This window comes from Pseudonocardia sp. DSM 110487 (assembly GCF_019468565.1).
GTDB lineage: Bacteria > Actinomycetota > Actinomycetes > Mycobacteriales > Pseudonocardiaceae > Pseudonocardia.
The window spans coordinates 8860470-8873672 of record NZ_CP080521.1 but is presented as its reverse complement, the minus strand read 5'-3'; the positions used below and the strand labels follow the sequence as shown (position 1 = coordinate 8873672).

Annotated in this window: 17 protein-coding genes; 7 read left to right on the top strand and 10 right to left on the bottom strand. The window is 71.9% G+C overall.

From position 1 onward, the window contains the following. The first annotated feature begins 1 nt into the window (after position 1). Positions 2–238 (top strand): type II toxin-antitoxin system VapB family antitoxin, encoded by a 237-nt coding sequence (locus K1T35_RS41590; RefSeq protein WP_220257165.1) that lies wholly within the window; start codon positions 2–4, stop codon positions 236–238. After that, positions 229–636: a PIN domain nuclease gene (locus K1T35_RS41585; protein WP_220257164.1), complete on the top strand. Its 408-nt coding sequence runs from the start codon at positions 229–231 to the stop codon at positions 634–636. Before K1T35_RS41590 ends, K1T35_RS41585 begins: the two co-directional genes overlap by 10 nt. Here the strand turns inward: K1T35_RS41585 and K1T35_RS41580 are convergent. Continuing rightward, entirely contained in the window at positions 604–1302 is a 699-nt protein-coding gene (locus K1T35_RS41580) for a permease prefix domain 1-containing protein (protein WP_220257163.1), read from the bottom strand. The two genes, K1T35_RS41585 and K1T35_RS41580, sit on opposite strands and share 33 nt — an antisense overlap. Then, complete coding sequence (locus K1T35_RS41575) at positions 1299–1631, bottom strand: PadR family transcriptional regulator (protein ID WP_220257162.1); 333 nt, start codon at positions 1629–1631, stop codon at positions 1299–1301. The genes K1T35_RS41580 and K1T35_RS41575 overlap by 4 nt, the downstream gene beginning before the upstream one ends. 99 nt (positions 1632–1730) lie before the next feature. On the opposite strand from K1T35_RS41575, the gene K1T35_RS41570 reads away from it, so the two are divergent. Next, the gene (locus K1T35_RS41570; protein ID WP_220257161.1) at positions 1731–2153 is read left to right on the top strand and encodes a hypothetical protein; all 423 of its coding nucleotides are present in this window, start codon (positions 1731–1733) and stop codon (positions 2151–2153) included. Then, positions 2108–3700 carry a multicopper oxidase family protein gene (locus tag K1T35_RS41565; protein ID WP_255621274.1) on the top strand — a complete coding sequence of 531 codons (1593 nt, stop codon included), beginning with the start codon at positions 2108–2110 and terminating at the stop codon, positions 3698–3700. Before K1T35_RS41570 ends, K1T35_RS41565 begins: the two co-directional genes overlap by 46 nt. On the opposite strand, the gene K1T35_RS41560 is transcribed toward K1T35_RS41565, so the two are convergent. Continuing rightward, entirely contained in the window at positions 3687–4439 is a 753-nt protein-coding gene (locus K1T35_RS41560) for a methyltransferase domain-containing protein (protein WP_220257160.1), read from the bottom strand. The genes K1T35_RS41565 and K1T35_RS41560 overlap by 14 nt on opposite strands. A 28-nt stretch (positions 4440–4467) precedes the next feature. Between K1T35_RS41560 and K1T35_RS41555 the strand changes: the two genes are divergently transcribed. Together K1T35_RS41555 and K1T35_RS41550 are read left to right on the top strand one after the other, a co-directional pair. After that, positions 4468–4887 (top strand): MerR family transcriptional regulator, encoded by a 420-nt coding sequence (locus K1T35_RS41555; RefSeq protein WP_220257159.1) that lies wholly within the window; start codon positions 4468–4470, stop codon positions 4885–4887. Further along, complete coding sequence (locus tag K1T35_RS41550; RefSeq protein WP_255621272.1) at positions 4884–6281, top strand: PLP-dependent aminotransferase family protein; 1398 nt, start codon at positions 4884–4886, stop codon at positions 6279–6281. Before K1T35_RS41555 ends, K1T35_RS41550 begins: the two co-directional genes overlap by 4 nt. Here K1T35_RS41550 and K1T35_RS41545 read toward each other — a convergent pair. The 7 genes from K1T35_RS41545 to K1T35_RS41515 form a co-directional block, all read right to left on the bottom strand. Continuing rightward, positions 6262–7128, bottom strand: coding sequence for an NAD(P)-dependent oxidoreductase (locus tag K1T35_RS41545; RefSeq protein ID WP_220257157.1), 867 nt, complete (start codon positions 7126–7128; stop codon positions 6262–6264). The genes K1T35_RS41550 and K1T35_RS41545 overlap by 20 nt on opposite strands. Beyond that, on the bottom strand, positions 7125–7526 hold the full coding sequence (locus tag K1T35_RS41540; RefSeq protein WP_255621271.1) for a cupin domain-containing protein: 402 nt from the start codon (positions 7524–7526) through the stop codon (positions 7125–7127). Before K1T35_RS41540 ends, K1T35_RS41545 begins: the two co-directional genes overlap by 4 nt. 88 nt (positions 7527–7614) lie before the next feature. After that, on the bottom strand, positions 7615–7914 hold the full coding sequence (locus K1T35_RS41535; protein ID WP_220257155.1) for a DUF1330 domain-containing protein: 300 nt from the start codon (positions 7912–7914) through the stop codon (positions 7615–7617). A 15-nt stretch (positions 7915–7929) separates the two neighbouring features. Further along, the gene (locus tag K1T35_RS41530) at positions 7930–8931 is read right to left on the bottom strand and encodes a TIGR03842 family LLM class F420-dependent oxidoreductase (protein WP_220257154.1); all 1002 of its coding nucleotides are present in this window, start codon (positions 8929–8931) and stop codon (positions 7930–7932) included. A gap of 5 nt (positions 8932–8936) precedes the next feature. After that, positions 8937–10331, bottom strand: a complete 1395-nt coding sequence (hydA, locus tag K1T35_RS41525) for a dihydropyrimidinase (protein WP_220257153.1) — start codon at positions 10329–10331, stop codon at positions 8937–8939. Next, positions 10328–11614 (bottom strand): aspartate aminotransferase family protein, encoded by a 1287-nt coding sequence (locus K1T35_RS41520; protein ID WP_220257152.1) that lies wholly within the window; start codon positions 11612–11614, stop codon positions 10328–10330. The genes hydA and K1T35_RS41520 overlap by 4 nt, the downstream gene beginning before the upstream one ends. Next, entirely contained in the window at positions 11611–12462 is an 852-nt protein-coding gene (locus K1T35_RS41515; RefSeq protein ID WP_220257151.1) for a nitrilase-related carbon-nitrogen hydrolase, read from the bottom strand. Before K1T35_RS41515 ends, K1T35_RS41520 begins: the two co-directional genes overlap by 4 nt. A gap of 186 nt (positions 12463–12648) precedes the next feature. Between K1T35_RS41515 and K1T35_RS41510 the strand changes: the two genes are divergently transcribed. Continuing rightward, positions 12649–13191 (top strand): DUF5134 domain-containing protein, encoded by a 543-nt coding sequence (locus K1T35_RS41510; RefSeq protein WP_220257150.1) that lies wholly within the window; start codon positions 12649–12651, stop codon positions 13189–13191. Positions 13192–13203 lie beyond the last annotated feature (12 nt).

The following is a 13203-nucleotide window of genomic DNA, read 5'->3' as shown; positions in this document are numbered from 1 at the left end:
TATGGGTCGCACCAACATCGACATTGACGACGAGCTGGTCGCCGAGGCAATGCGAAAGTACGGCCTGAAGACCAAAAAGGAAGCCGTCGATCTCGCCCTGCGGCGGCTCGTCGGTCCACGACTGTCTCCGGAGTTCATCGAGAGCCTCGAAGGGATCGGCTGGGAGGGCGATCTCGACGAGATGCGTCGCTCGAAGATCCAGGACTGGGCTCAGGCCGAGGTCCGCGAGTGGAGCTGATCGACTCGTCGGCCTGGATCGAGTTCTTCCGGCGCACCGGCTCTCGCGCCAATGTCGCCGTCCGCGAGATGATGCAGAAGCGGCCCGGTGACGTCGCCATCACCGAGCCGGTGATGCTGGAATTGCTGGCCGGCGCGCCAGGTGGCCGGGCGTTCCGGCAGATCGAGAAGCTCACGGGCGCGCTTCAACTGTTGCCCGTCGATGCAGCGGTCGACTACCGCGACGCCGCGATGGCGTACCGCGCCGTTCGCAACGGTGGGAAGACCGTCCGCAAGACGATGGACTGTCTGATTGCCGCGGTCGCCGTGCGCACCGGTGCCACGCTCGTGCACCGCGACCGCGACTTCGACGTGCTCGCCGCGGCGCTACCCGACCTGCGAGTCCGCTCCCTCGTCTGACGGGCGGGACGCCCGCGCGAACCGCAGCGAACGGGCAGCGGAACGCAAGATCAGCGCCGCGCTCACCGCCGTGCCCGTGAGGACGACGGCGGTCGCCGGATTGGTGGCATACATCTGGCCGGCCAGGTGGGGTGTCATCAGGTTCATGGCGAGGGATGTACCGGTGGTGCCGACGACGCCGAGGGCGGCCACGATGCCGGTCAGTCGCGTGACCCGCCGGGGCAGTGGGCCGTCGCGGAACGTGGCCAGCAGAAGGACGGCGGCGGTCATGGTGATCAGGATGGTGATGACGTCAATGGCGCGGGCCAGGCCCGCGACCAAGACGGTCGGCGGGGTCGACCACCCGTCTCCCAGCATCCACAGCGCATCCCATGCGATGAGCGTGGCGGGAAACGTCACGACGAGCAGCTGGGCCGTGCGCCGCCCCTGCCGGGCGGTGAGCTCCTCCTGAAGCAGCGGGGCCACGTCGCGCACGGTGCCGAACTCGCGGACGGCCGCGACGGCGGCCCGGCGGGGGTCGAGCCCACGATCACAATGGCCCGCGACCGCGTCGGTGAGCCCGTCGCGCACTTCGGCGATCATGCTCCGCTTCGCGGCGGCGGGCCCGCGGAGCATGCGGTCGAGCTCGGCGACGTGGGCGCTGATCGGATCGGCCGCGGCGGTCATGACGTGCCTGCCACGGGCCGGAGGACGGCGTTGACCACGGCGCTGAACTCGCTCCAGTCGGCACGCTGGCCGGCGAGTGCGTGCCGGCCGGCCCTGGTGAGGGTGTACGTGCGCCGCTCGCGGCCGCCCACCGTGCTCCACGTGCCCGACAGCAGCCCCGCCCGCTCCAGGCGGCGCAGCGCGGGATAGACGGTGCCGGTGGGCAGGTCGAGCCGGCCGCCGCTGCGGGCCTGCAGCGCCTCGATGATCGCGTAGCCGTGCCGGGGGCCGTCCTCGAGCACCGCGAGGATCAGCCCGTCGAGGTGGCCGCGGACGGCGTCGGGCTTCATGTACAGGGATGCTACCTATCCCGCGTGCGGGCACATCAGGTGCTGATCAGGGAAATCCCTGATACATAAGTAGGCTGTCTACCTATAGAGTCCCTCGGCGTGGACACCCTTGCACGCCCGGCGGCCGCCCCGACGGGGCCACGGTTCTCGCTCTGGACGCTGCGGTTCCTGCTCACCGGGCACCTGATCGCCGTGCTCGCCCAGCCGGTGCTCGCCGGCCGTTACCTCACCGGCGACGTCGACGCGATCACGGCGCACGGCCTCATCGGATCGCTGCTGGCGCTGGTGGCCATGGCGCTGATGGTCGGCGCCCTCGCGTACGTGGTCGGTGGCCGCGGGCCGTTGTGGGTGCTGCCGGCCACCGCGCTGGTGTTCCTCGCCGAGGGCTTCCAGATCGGGATGGGCTACTCCCGGCAGCTGGAGCTGCACATCCCGCTCGGCGTCGCGATCGCGGTCGCCGCGGTGCTGCTCGCCGCATGGGTCTGGACGCCGGCGGCCGCTCGCCCACGGGGCCGGCGATGAACCTGTCGCGGCGCGGGTTCCTCGGGCTACTGGGAGGGGCGGCCGCACTCGCCGCGCTCCCGGCCTGCGGGTCGGGCGCGACCGCCGGTTCCACCGGGGAGGTGCTCACGACCGCGGTGCCGTTGCCGGAGCCGTTCCGGGTGCCGTTGCCGGTGCCGCCGGTCGCCCGGCCCATCGGCGTCGACGATGCGGGTGCGCAGGTGTACCGGGTGACGCAGCGGGTGGCCGATGCGGAGATCCTGCCCGGTGTCCGGACGTCGATCCTCGGCTACGACGGGATCTTCCCCGGCCCGACGTTCGAGACCCGCCGCGGGCAGCCGGTGGTGGTGCGCTATCGCAACGAACTGCCGGTGCCGACGGTGGTCCACCTGCACGGTGGGCACACCCCCGCGGCGCACGACGGGTGGCCCCTCGATCTCGTGCTGCCGGTGGGCGGCACCGGCGACTGGAGCGGGCACCACGGCATGGTCGGCGACGTCGCCGTGGGTGAGCGCGAGCACCGGTATCCGAACGACCAGCGCGCCGCCACGCTCTGGTACCACGACCACCGGATGGACTTCACCGGCCCGGCGGTCTACCGCGGGCTGTCCGGGTTCCACATCGTGCGTGACGACGTCGAGGACGCGCTGCCGCTGCCCCGCGGCGAGCGGGAGCTGCCGCTCATGATCTGCGACAGGGCGTTCGCGGCCGACGGGTCGTTCGCCTACCCGGGGCTGGACCAGGGGATGCGGTCGCTGCCGGGGGTGGAGGACGACTGGATGGAGGGCGTGCTCGGCGACGTCGTGCTGGTGAACGGGGCGCCGTGGCCGGTGCACGAGGTCGACGCGGCGCGCTACCGGCTGCGGCTGCTGAACGTCTCCAATGCCCGCCGCTACCGGCTCGCGCTCACCGTGCCCGGCGGGCCCGACCTGCCGTTCGTCCAGATCGGATCGGACGGTGGGCTGCTCGCGGAGCCGGTGGAGCACGTGGCGATCGACATCGCCTCGGGGGAGCGGTACGACGTGGTCGTGGACTTCTCGGTGCTGCCGGTCGGCACCGAGGTGACGGTCGTGAACGGCTTGGACAGTGGTCCAGCGGGCCAGGTGATGCGGTTCCGGGTGGTGCGCGCCGCCCGGGACGACAGCCGGGTGCCGGACCGCCTCGCCGAGGTCGAGCCCCTCGTCCCGCCCGACGGGGCGCCACAGCGCACCTTCCGGTTCAGCCGCGGCGCCGTCGGCGACCACAAGGGCTGGACGATCAACGGCACGTCCTTCGACCCGAACACCTCGCTCGCCGACGTCCCATTGGGCGAGACAGAGGTGTGGCGCTTCGTCACGGACGTGCACCACCCGGTCCACCTGCACCTGGACCCCTTCCAGGTGCTGCGCCGCGGCAGCGAAGGGCCGGGGCGCTACGACATCGGCTGGAAGGACACCGTGGACGTGCGCCCGGCCGAGGTCGTCGACGTGGCGGTGCGGTTCTCCGACCACGCCGGCCGGTTCGTCTTCCACTGCCACAACCTCGAGCACGAGGACATGGCGATGATGGCGACGATCAGGACGGTGTGACCGGCCGGCGCCCGGCCACGAGGAACTGTGGCATCGCGACGAACAGCCGATCGCGGTCGGCCCGACTGCGCTGCTCGTCGAGCCACGTTTCGGCCTGCGCCTCGCTCACCGCGCCGGCCCGCACCGCGCCATCGGCCAGGCGGGTGATGGTGAAGAGTGCCAGTTCCGGATCGGTGAGGACGGTCGTGTGCACCTCGCAGGAGACGTCGTCGAGGCCGGTGTCCAGCAGTAGGTTCCGGTAGCGGCGGGCCACCCGGCCGTTGGCGATCTCGTCGGCGCTGCTCGTCACGATCGTCCTGGTGACCACGGGGTCGTCGGAATCGATCGCGAAGACGTCCCAGTCCTGACCGACGAGGACGATCCGCCCGCCCGGAGCGAGCACCCGATGGGCCTCGGCGCAGGCTTTGTCCGGGTCGGCGAGGGCGTGGTAGAGCTTCTCGGCCCGGTAGCCGTCGAGGCTCCCGTCGGCGAACGGCAGCCGCTGCGCGTCGCCCACCTCGAACCGGCAGCGCGGGTGCTGCCCGCGGGCGAAGGCGACGGCCTCCGCGGCGGCGTCGATACCGACGGCGTCGGCTCCGAGGTCGGCCAGCTCCGCCACGGCCGTGCCGCCGCCGCAGCCGACATCCACCACCCGGCTGCCCGGCTCGACCTGCAGCAGCTCGTAGGTCCGGCGTCGTAGCCGCACGGACTCCGGTCGGCGGTCGAAGGCGATCAGGGCTTCGAGAAAGGCCTTGTCCATGGACCCGACCCTGCCTTTTCATGTTGACGTGAAGTCAAGCTCCGAGCAGGTCGAGATGACGATCGGCGAGTTGGCGGACCGGTTCGGTCTCGCCACCCACGTCCTGCGGCACTGGGAGGCGGTCGGCCTTCTCACGCCCTCGCGCCGCGTGAGCAGGCGACGCCGGTACGGCCGGGACGCGCTGGCGCGGGTGGCGTTCATCCAGCAGTGCAAGGAGCTCGGGTTCGGGTTGGAGCAGGTGCGAGCGATGCTCGACACCACCGACCCAGCCGCGCGCAAGGAGGTGCTCGCCCGGCACGACGCCGAGCTGGAGCGCCGCATCGCGTCGGCGACCGCCGCGCGAGAGCTGATCGCCCACGGGCTGAGATGCCCGGCGCCCGACTTCATCGAATGCCCGAACTTCCTGGCCGGGATCGAGGCCCGGATCCCACCGGCCCGCGCCCGGTGACCGCGGGATTCGTCCGCGGGCTCGACCTGCACCTGGACGTCGGCGAGGGCCGGGGGCGCGGGCGCGCGCTGGAGGCCGCGCTGCGCGAGGCGGTGCGATCGGGCCGCCTCGCCCCTGGCGCCCGGTTGCCGGGCTCACGCAGCCTCGCCGTCGATCTCGGCCTGTCTCGCGGGACGGTCGTGCAGGTGTTCGGCCAGCTCGTGGCGGAGGGCTGGCTCGTCGGGGTGGCGGGCTCGGGCACGGTGGTTGGCCCGGTCTCGGCCGGTTCCCCGCTGCCCGAGCCGGAGGGCCGGCCGGCCCCGACCGTCAGCGGTCCCGGGATCGACCTCCGCCCGGGACGGCCCGATCTCAGCGCGTTCCCCCGCACACCGTGGGCCCGTGCCGTCCGGAGGGCGCTCGCGGGGAGCGCCGCCTCGCTGGACTACGTCGAGCCCGCCGGCCTTCCGGTGCTGCGTGCCGCTGTCGCCGAGCACGTCGGGCGCACGCGCGGGGTTCGGGCGAGCCCGGACGCCGTGGTCGTGACGGCCGGGTTCACGCAGGCGCTTGCGCTGCTGGCCCGGGTCGCGCAGCGGCTCGGGATGCGGCAAGCCGGGGTCGAGGATCCGGGCTTCGCCCGCCACCGCGAGGTGCTCGGTGCCGGCGGGCTGAACCCGGTTCCCCTGCCCGTGGACGATGCGGGTGCCGACCCGGGCGCGCTGCCGGACGAGCCGGCGCTCACGCTGCTCACGCCGGCTCACCAGCATCCGTACGGCGTGGTGCTGGCACCGGCACGGCGGGCCGCGACGGTCGAATGGGCCCGTCGCTGCGACGGCTTCGTCGTGGAGGACGACTACGACGGCGAGTTCCGCTACGACCGCCAGCCCGTCGGGGCGATGCAGCCGCTGGATCCCGAGCGCATCGTGTTCGCCGGCAGTGTGAGCAAGACCCTCGCCCCCGGCATGCGGCTGGGCTGGCTGGTGGTCCCGCGGGCGCTGCGCGCGCCGCTGGAAGCCGAGATGACGGCGTTCGGCGCCGGGGTCCCGGCCGTCGACCAGCTCGCCCTCGCCGACCTGCTCTCCCGAGGCGAGTACGACCGGCACGTGCGGCGGATGCGCCTGGTCTACCGGGCGCGGCGGCAGGAGCTCGGTGCCCGGCTCGCGGCGATCGGCGCGCCGCCGCCCGCGGGAGTGGCGGCGGGCCTGCACGCGCTGCTCCCGCTCACCTCGGCGGAGGAGGAACGGCAGACCGTGAAGGCCGCGCAGCGGGCCGGTGTGCGCCTGCACGGCCTGCACACCGGCCACTACTGGCACCGGCCTGCCCCGGACCGGCCAGGGGCGTTGGTGATCGGCTACGCCACGCCGGCCGGGCACGCGTGGCGCGGTGCGCTCGACGCGCTCACCGAGCTGCTGCGCTGAGTTCGAAGCCGTGACGCCACGACGGGTGCCGCGGCCTCCAGCCGAGCTGGTCGCGGGCGCGCCGGTTGTCCGCGCCGCGGGCCCACGCCCGCCGCGGGGCGTCCGAGACCGGCGGCGGCGGTGCTCCGACGGATGCGCAGAAGGCCGGTACCCAGTCGCGGGCCGCCGCCGGGTCGTCATCGCAGACGTTCACGGCGCCGGACGGCCACTCCAGCGCGGCCGTCGCCGCCGCGGCCGCGTCGTCCACGTGCAGGAAGCTCGTGATGTCGCCGTCGGCCACGAGCTTGCCTGCCTTCGCGTCGGCGGCGCGCAGACCGGCCGGCGCGAACCAGGTGTCCGGGCCGTAGAACATCCCGTAGCGCAGCAGCACCCACTCCGGCGCCTCGCGCACCGCCGCCTCGAGCGCGGCGACCCCGCGCACTGACGTGGCACGCGGCTCGGGGGCGTCGAGGTCCAGCGGGGTGTCCTCGTCGGCCGGACCGTCCCCGCCTGCGTAGGCCCAGGAGATGCTCTGCGCGATGATCCGGCGGGCACCCGAGGAGAGCGCGGCGTCGACGAGGTGGCGGGTGCCGGTCACCCGCAGCTCCGCGTTGGCAGTGAGGTCGGCCGCGCCGAGGTCGGTGAGCTGGTGCACCACCACGTCGGGCGCGGTGTCCCGGACCGTCGCCGCGAGCGCGGCGGTGTCCCGCACGTCGACGACGGCGGGGTGCGCCCCGGCCGCACGCAGCGCGGGAACGCGTTCGGGGCTGCGGGTGAGCGCGGTGATGTGGTGGCCCTCCGCCACCAGCAGCGGGACGAGCCGCGTACCGACGACCCCGGTGGATCCGGCCAGCAGGATGCGCGTCATGCCGTGACCGGGCGCGGGGCCCGCAGGTGGCGGCGCTCGGCGAGCTCACCCTCGTCGACGAGGGTGAGCATGGGCGCGCCCGGCGCGTGGACCATCACCACCACGAAGCGGCTCCACGCATCGGCCAGCGCGTTGCCGGCCTGGTAGTGGATCACGTCGCCACCGGGCTCCCAGAACGCCTCGCCGGCCCGGATCACACGCTCCGGCTCGCCTTCCAGCTCCCAGACGATCGCGCCCTCGGTGACGTAGCCGTACACGGGGCCGGAGTGGCGGTGGGGCGGAGTGCCAGGGTCGCCGGGCGGTACCTCCACGGTGGCCGTCATGACCTGGGCGTCGTCGGGGATCGCGGGCAGGGGCTGGTGCGCGAGGGAGGTGAAGATGGAGTTCGAGGACTGCACGAGAGCGACGGTAAATGCGAACCGGCCCATCGACATGGACCGGTTTTGCGTGTGGTTGCTGTACCGGTTCACCGGCCGGCAACTGGGCTCACGGAGTCGGGCTGGGGAGGCCCTCCACGATCGCCACGGCCGACTTGCTGCACCGTTTCCGGATCTCGGCCACCTCCTGGTACTCCGGCGAGTGGTAGAAGGCGAGCGCGGCCTCGTAGCTCGGGAACTCCACCACGACGAACCGGGGCAGCCACTCGCCCTCGACCCGCGTGGCCTCGCCGCCCCGCGCGAGGTAGCGCGCGCCGTGCTCGGCGAGGATGACCTGGGCCTTCGCCTTGTACTCCTCGTAGCCTTCGGGGTCCGTCACCTCGCCGTGCAGGATGAGGTAGCCGGGCAAGAAAACCTCCAGCTGTCAGGGGAGGGCGGGGATGACCGCCGCTCCGTATGCCTCGATCGTCGCTTCGCGGGCGTCGTGCATGGCGTAGATCGCGAACTGGTCCACACCCAGCTCCCTCAGCTCGGCGAGCCGTTCCAGCTGCGCGGACGGCGGGCCGAGCAGGCAGAACCGCTCGACCACCTCGTCGGGCACGAAGTCGGTGGACCGGTTGTCGGCGCGGCCGTGGTGGCTGTAGTCGTAGCCGTCGCGGCCCTTGATGTAGCCGGTGAGCGCAGCGGGCACGGCGGCCGACGTCTCGCCGTAGCGCGTGACGAGGTCGGCGACGTGGTTGCCGACCATCCCGCCGAACCAGCGGCACTGGTCGCGCGCATGCCCGAGGTCGTCGCCGACGTACGCCGGGGCGGCCACGCAGATCGTGATCGTCGCCGGGTCCCGCCCGGCCGCCTCGGCGGCGGCGCGCACGGTCTTGACCGTCCACTCCACGAGGTAGGGGTCGGCGAGCTGCAGGATGAACCCGTCGGCCGCGCGGCCGACGAGGTCGAGCGCCTTCGGCCCGTACCCGGCCATCCAGACCGGCAGTTTCGTGCCGTCGGCCACCCATGGGATCTGCACCGTCGTGCCGTGCAGCTCGACGGACCGGCCCTCCGCGAGCTCGCGGATGACGTGGATCGACTCCTCCAGCCGCGCCAGGGTGGTGGGCGGGCGGCCCTGCACGCGCACCGCGGAGTCGCCGCGGCCGATGCCGCAGATCGTGCGGTTGCCGAACTGCTCGTTCAGCGTGGCGTGCAGCGACGCGATGACCGTCCAGTCACGGGTGGCCGGGTTGGTCACCATCGGCCCGACCATCATCCGGGAGGTCCGCTCCAGGATCCGCGGATAGATGACGTAGGGCTCCTGCCAGAGCACGTGCGAGTCGAACGTCCAGCCGTGGCTGAACCCGAGCTCCTCGGCCCGCACCATGAGGTCGACGACGGTCTGCGCAGGCGGGTCGGTCTGTAGGACCAACCCGACGTCCATGCCGGTCATCGGAGGTACTGGCAGGTGTCGCGGCGCAGGAACCGCCCGTGGCCTGCGCTGCCCAGGTACTCACCCTTGTCGACGACCACACGGCCCCGCGACAGCACCGTCTCGGCCTTCCCGGTGATAGCGCGGCCCTCGTAGCAGGAGTAGTCGACGTTCATGTGGTGCGTCTCGGCCGACAGCACCTGCTGCGCGTTGGGGTCGTAGACGACGATGTCGGCGTCCGCGCCGGGGGCGATCGTGCCCTTGCGCGGGTAGAGCCCGAACATCTTCGCCGGGGTGGCGCAGGCGATCTCGATCCAGCGCCGCCTGCCGATGTGCCCGTCCAGGACGGCCTGGTGCAGCAGGTCCATCCGGGTCTCGACGCCGGGTAGCCCGTTCGGGATCTTCGAGAAGTCCCCGACGCCGAGCTCCTTCTGGTCCTTGAAGCAGAACGGGCAGTGGTCGGTGGAGACCACCGACAGGTCGTCGGTGCGCAGCCCTCGCCACAGCGCCGCCTGGTGCTCGGCGGGCCGCAGCGGCGTGGAGCAGACGTACTTCGCGCCCTCGAAGCCCGGCCGTGCGAGGTCGTCGACGTCGAGGAACAGGTACTGCGGGCAGGTCTCGGCGAACGCGTTGTAGCCCTCGTCGCGGGCCCGGCTCACCTCGGCGAGGGCCTCGGTGGCCGACAGGTGGACGATGTAGACGGGCGCGCCCGCCACCTGCGCCAGCCGGATCGCGCGGTGCGTCGCCTCGGCCTCCAGCAGCGCATGCCGCACCACGCCGTGGTACTTCGGGTCGGTGTTGCCGCGTTCGAGCGCCTGCGCCACGAGCACGTCGATCGCGATGCCGTTCTCGGCGTGCATCATGATCAGGCCGCCGGTCTCGGCGCCCTTCTGGAACGCGCGCAGGACCTTGCCGTCGTCGGAGTAGAAGACGCCGGGGTAGGCCATGAACAGCTTGAAGCTGGTGATGCCCTCGCCGACGAGGCCCTCCATCTCCTTGAGGGAGCCCTCGTTGACGTCCGCCATGATCATGTGGAACGCGTAGTCGATCGCGCAGTTGCCCTCGGCTTTCGCGTGCCACGCGTCCAGGCCGTCGCGCAGCGACTTGCCCATCGACTGCACCGCGAAGTCGACGATCGTGGTGGTGCCACCCCACGCCGCGGCCCGGGTGCCGGTCTCGAACGTGTCGGAGGCGAAAGTGCCGCCGAACGGCAACTCCATGTGCGTGTGCGCGTCGACGCCGCCCGGGATCACGTACTTGCCGGTGGCGTCGATGATGGTGTCGGCCGTCCAGCTCTGCGCGAACGCCGGGTCGGCAAGCGCCACCACCTTCTCGTCCTCGATCAGGACGTCCACCGAGCTCTCGTCGGACGCGGTGATCACGAGGCCGTTCCGGATCAGCGTGCGGGTCATGGTGTGACCTCCTCGATCGCGGCCACCAGGATGGAAAGGCCTTCTGCCGCCTCCTCGGCGGTGAGGGTGAGCAGCGGGGCGATGCGCAGCGCGTTGCCGTGGAGCCCGCCCTTGCCGATGAGCATCCCGCGCCGCTTGCACGACTCGAGCACCGCGGTCGCGAGCTCCGGGGCCGGCTCGCCGGGGGAACCCGTACCCGGACGGACCAGTTCGACCCCGATCATCAGGCCCTTCCCTCGGACGTCGCCGACGATCGGCGAGCCGAGCGCGCGCAGGCCCTCCAGGAGCGTCGGGCCGTGCCGCGCGGCGTTGGCTTGCAGGTCGTGGTCGAGCACGTAGCGCAGGTTGGCAAGCGCACCGGCGGACGTCAGCGGCGAGCCGCCGAACGTCGAGATGGAGTTCGCGGTGAGGCAGTCCATCACCTCGGCCCGAGCGATCACCCCGCCCATCGAAAGGCCGTTCCCGACGCCCTTGGCGAACGTGACGATGTCCGGGGTGGCGCCATGCGACTGCCATCCCCAGAAGTGCTCGCCGGTGCGGCCCCAGCCGGTCTGCACCTCGTCGGAGATCCACAGGATCCCCCGCTCGCGCAGCACCTCGGCGAACGCGCCGAGCAGCCCGTCCGGGCCTGAGGTGAAACCGCCGACGCCCTGGATCGGCTCGGCGATCAGCGCGGCGACGTCGCCGCCCGCCTGGTCGAGCACCTCCTTGAGGTCGGCGACGCACGCGGCGATGAACTCCCCGTCCGACAGACCGGCGAACGGCGAGCGGTACCGCTGGCTCCCGTGTACGTAGTAGACCTGGAACGGCGAGAGCGAGGTGGGAGACCACGTCCGGTTGCCCGTGATCGCCACCGTCGAGAACGACCGTCCGTGGTAGCTGTTGCGCATCGCCAGGATCTGGTTGGACCTGCGCAGCGAGCTGGCGATCAGCAGGGCGGTGTCGTTCGCCTCGGTACCCGACGTCGTGAGGAAGACCTTGGCGTCGGGGATGTCGGAGACGGCCGCGATCTGCTCGGCCAGCTCCACCATCGGCCGGTTCAGGTAGAGCGTGGAGCTGTGGATGATCCGTCCGGCCTGGTCGCTGACGGCCTTCGTCACCTCCGGCAGCGCGTGCGCGGTCATCGTCGTGAGGATGCCGCCGAAGAAGTCCAGGTAGCGGTTGCCGTCGGCGTCCCAGACGTAGCGGCCCTCGCCGCGCTCGATCTCGATCGGCTGCTCGTAGTAGATCGCCAGCCAGGAAGGGAGTACGGCCCGCGTTCTGGCCAGCAGATTGTCGGTCACGACTCCACCAGCGGTCCGTAGGCGTCGGGACGGCGGTCGCGGTAGAACGCCCAGTTCTGGCGTACCTCGTCGATCAACGCGAGGTCCAGGTCGCGCACCACGAGTTCCTCGTCGCGGTCGGAGGCCGGCTCGCCGACGAACTGTCCTCGCGGGTCGACGAAGTAGCTGGTGCCGTAGAAGTCGTTGTCGCCGTACTCCTCCACGCCCACCCGGTTGATCGCGGCGATGAAGTACTCGTTGGCCACTGCGGCGGCCGGCTGCTCCAGCTTCCACAGGTACGACGACAGGCTGCGGCTGGTGGCGCTCGGGTTGTAGACGATCTGCGCCCCCGCAAGGCCCAGCGCGCGCCAGCCCTCCGGGAAGTGGCGGTCGTAGCAGATGTAGACGCCGACGCGGCCCACCGCCGTGTCGAAGACCGGCCACCCGAGGTTGCCGGGGCGGAAGTAGAACTTCTCCCAGAATCCCTTGACCTGCGGGATGTGGTGCTTGCGGTACTTGCCGAGGTAGCTGCCGTCGGCGTCGATCACGGCGGCGGTGTTGTAGTAGTTGCCGGAGCTCTCGATCTCGAACACCGGCACGACGAGCACCATGCCGGTCTCCTTGGCCAGCGCCTGCATCCGCTGGACGGTCGGCCCGTCCGGCACCGGCTCGGCCCACCGGTAGTGCTCGGCCTCCTGCACCTGGCAGAAGTACGGCGCGTTGAAGACCTCCTGGAAGCCCATGACCTGCGCGCCCTGTTCGGCGGCCGACCGGGCGTAGGACTCGTGGACCTTGATCATCGACTCGGTGTCGCCCGTCCACTTCGCCTGCACGAGTGCCGCGCGTACCACCCGGGACTCTCCCGCCATCGTCAGACCTCCGACGTTCTCGCTCAGAAGGGGACACCTTCGAACGCCGACGGGCTCGCTCGCAAGACCCAATTCGGGGCGGTGAGCAGCCCGTCACGCAGTCGTGTCACAGCGGACACGGATGACCTGTCTTTATCTCACTAGGGTCGGGCCCGAGCTGCACGGATCGGGGGCGGGATGTCGCTCATGGGGTGGGTATCGGGAGGCCTCGCGCTCCTCTGCCTCGCGATCGGCCTGCTGCACATGGTCCGCATGGTCGTTCTGCGCCAGGACGTCGCAGGCGAGCTCTCGCACGCCGCGATGGCCCTCGGCATGGCCGCCATGTTCTCGCCGCTCGGCAACCCGGTGTCCGGCGCGGTGTGGACGGTCGTGTTCGCGGTCGGCATCGTCTGGTTCGGCGGTGCGGTGGTGCGCAGCGGGACGTTCGGCGGCGACGCGGGCCACCACGTCGTCGGCAGCGGCGCCATGCTGCTGATGCTGGCCGCGGGCCACAGCGCCAACGGCCACGGGGCGGCGGGCACGCTCGGCATCGCGTCCGTGGTGGCGCTCGGGCTCACCGGCTACTTCGGCTGGCATGCCCTGCGGTGCGCCGACGGATGCCGCCGCCCAGAGCCCGCCGCCGGAGCGGTCGTCGTGCGTACCCGCACGCTGGAGGCCCCTCACGTCGTGGCGGCCGCGCAGCTGGTGACGGCCGCGGCGATGGCGGTCATGCTGCTCGGGATGGTCTGACGGGCGCTGCAA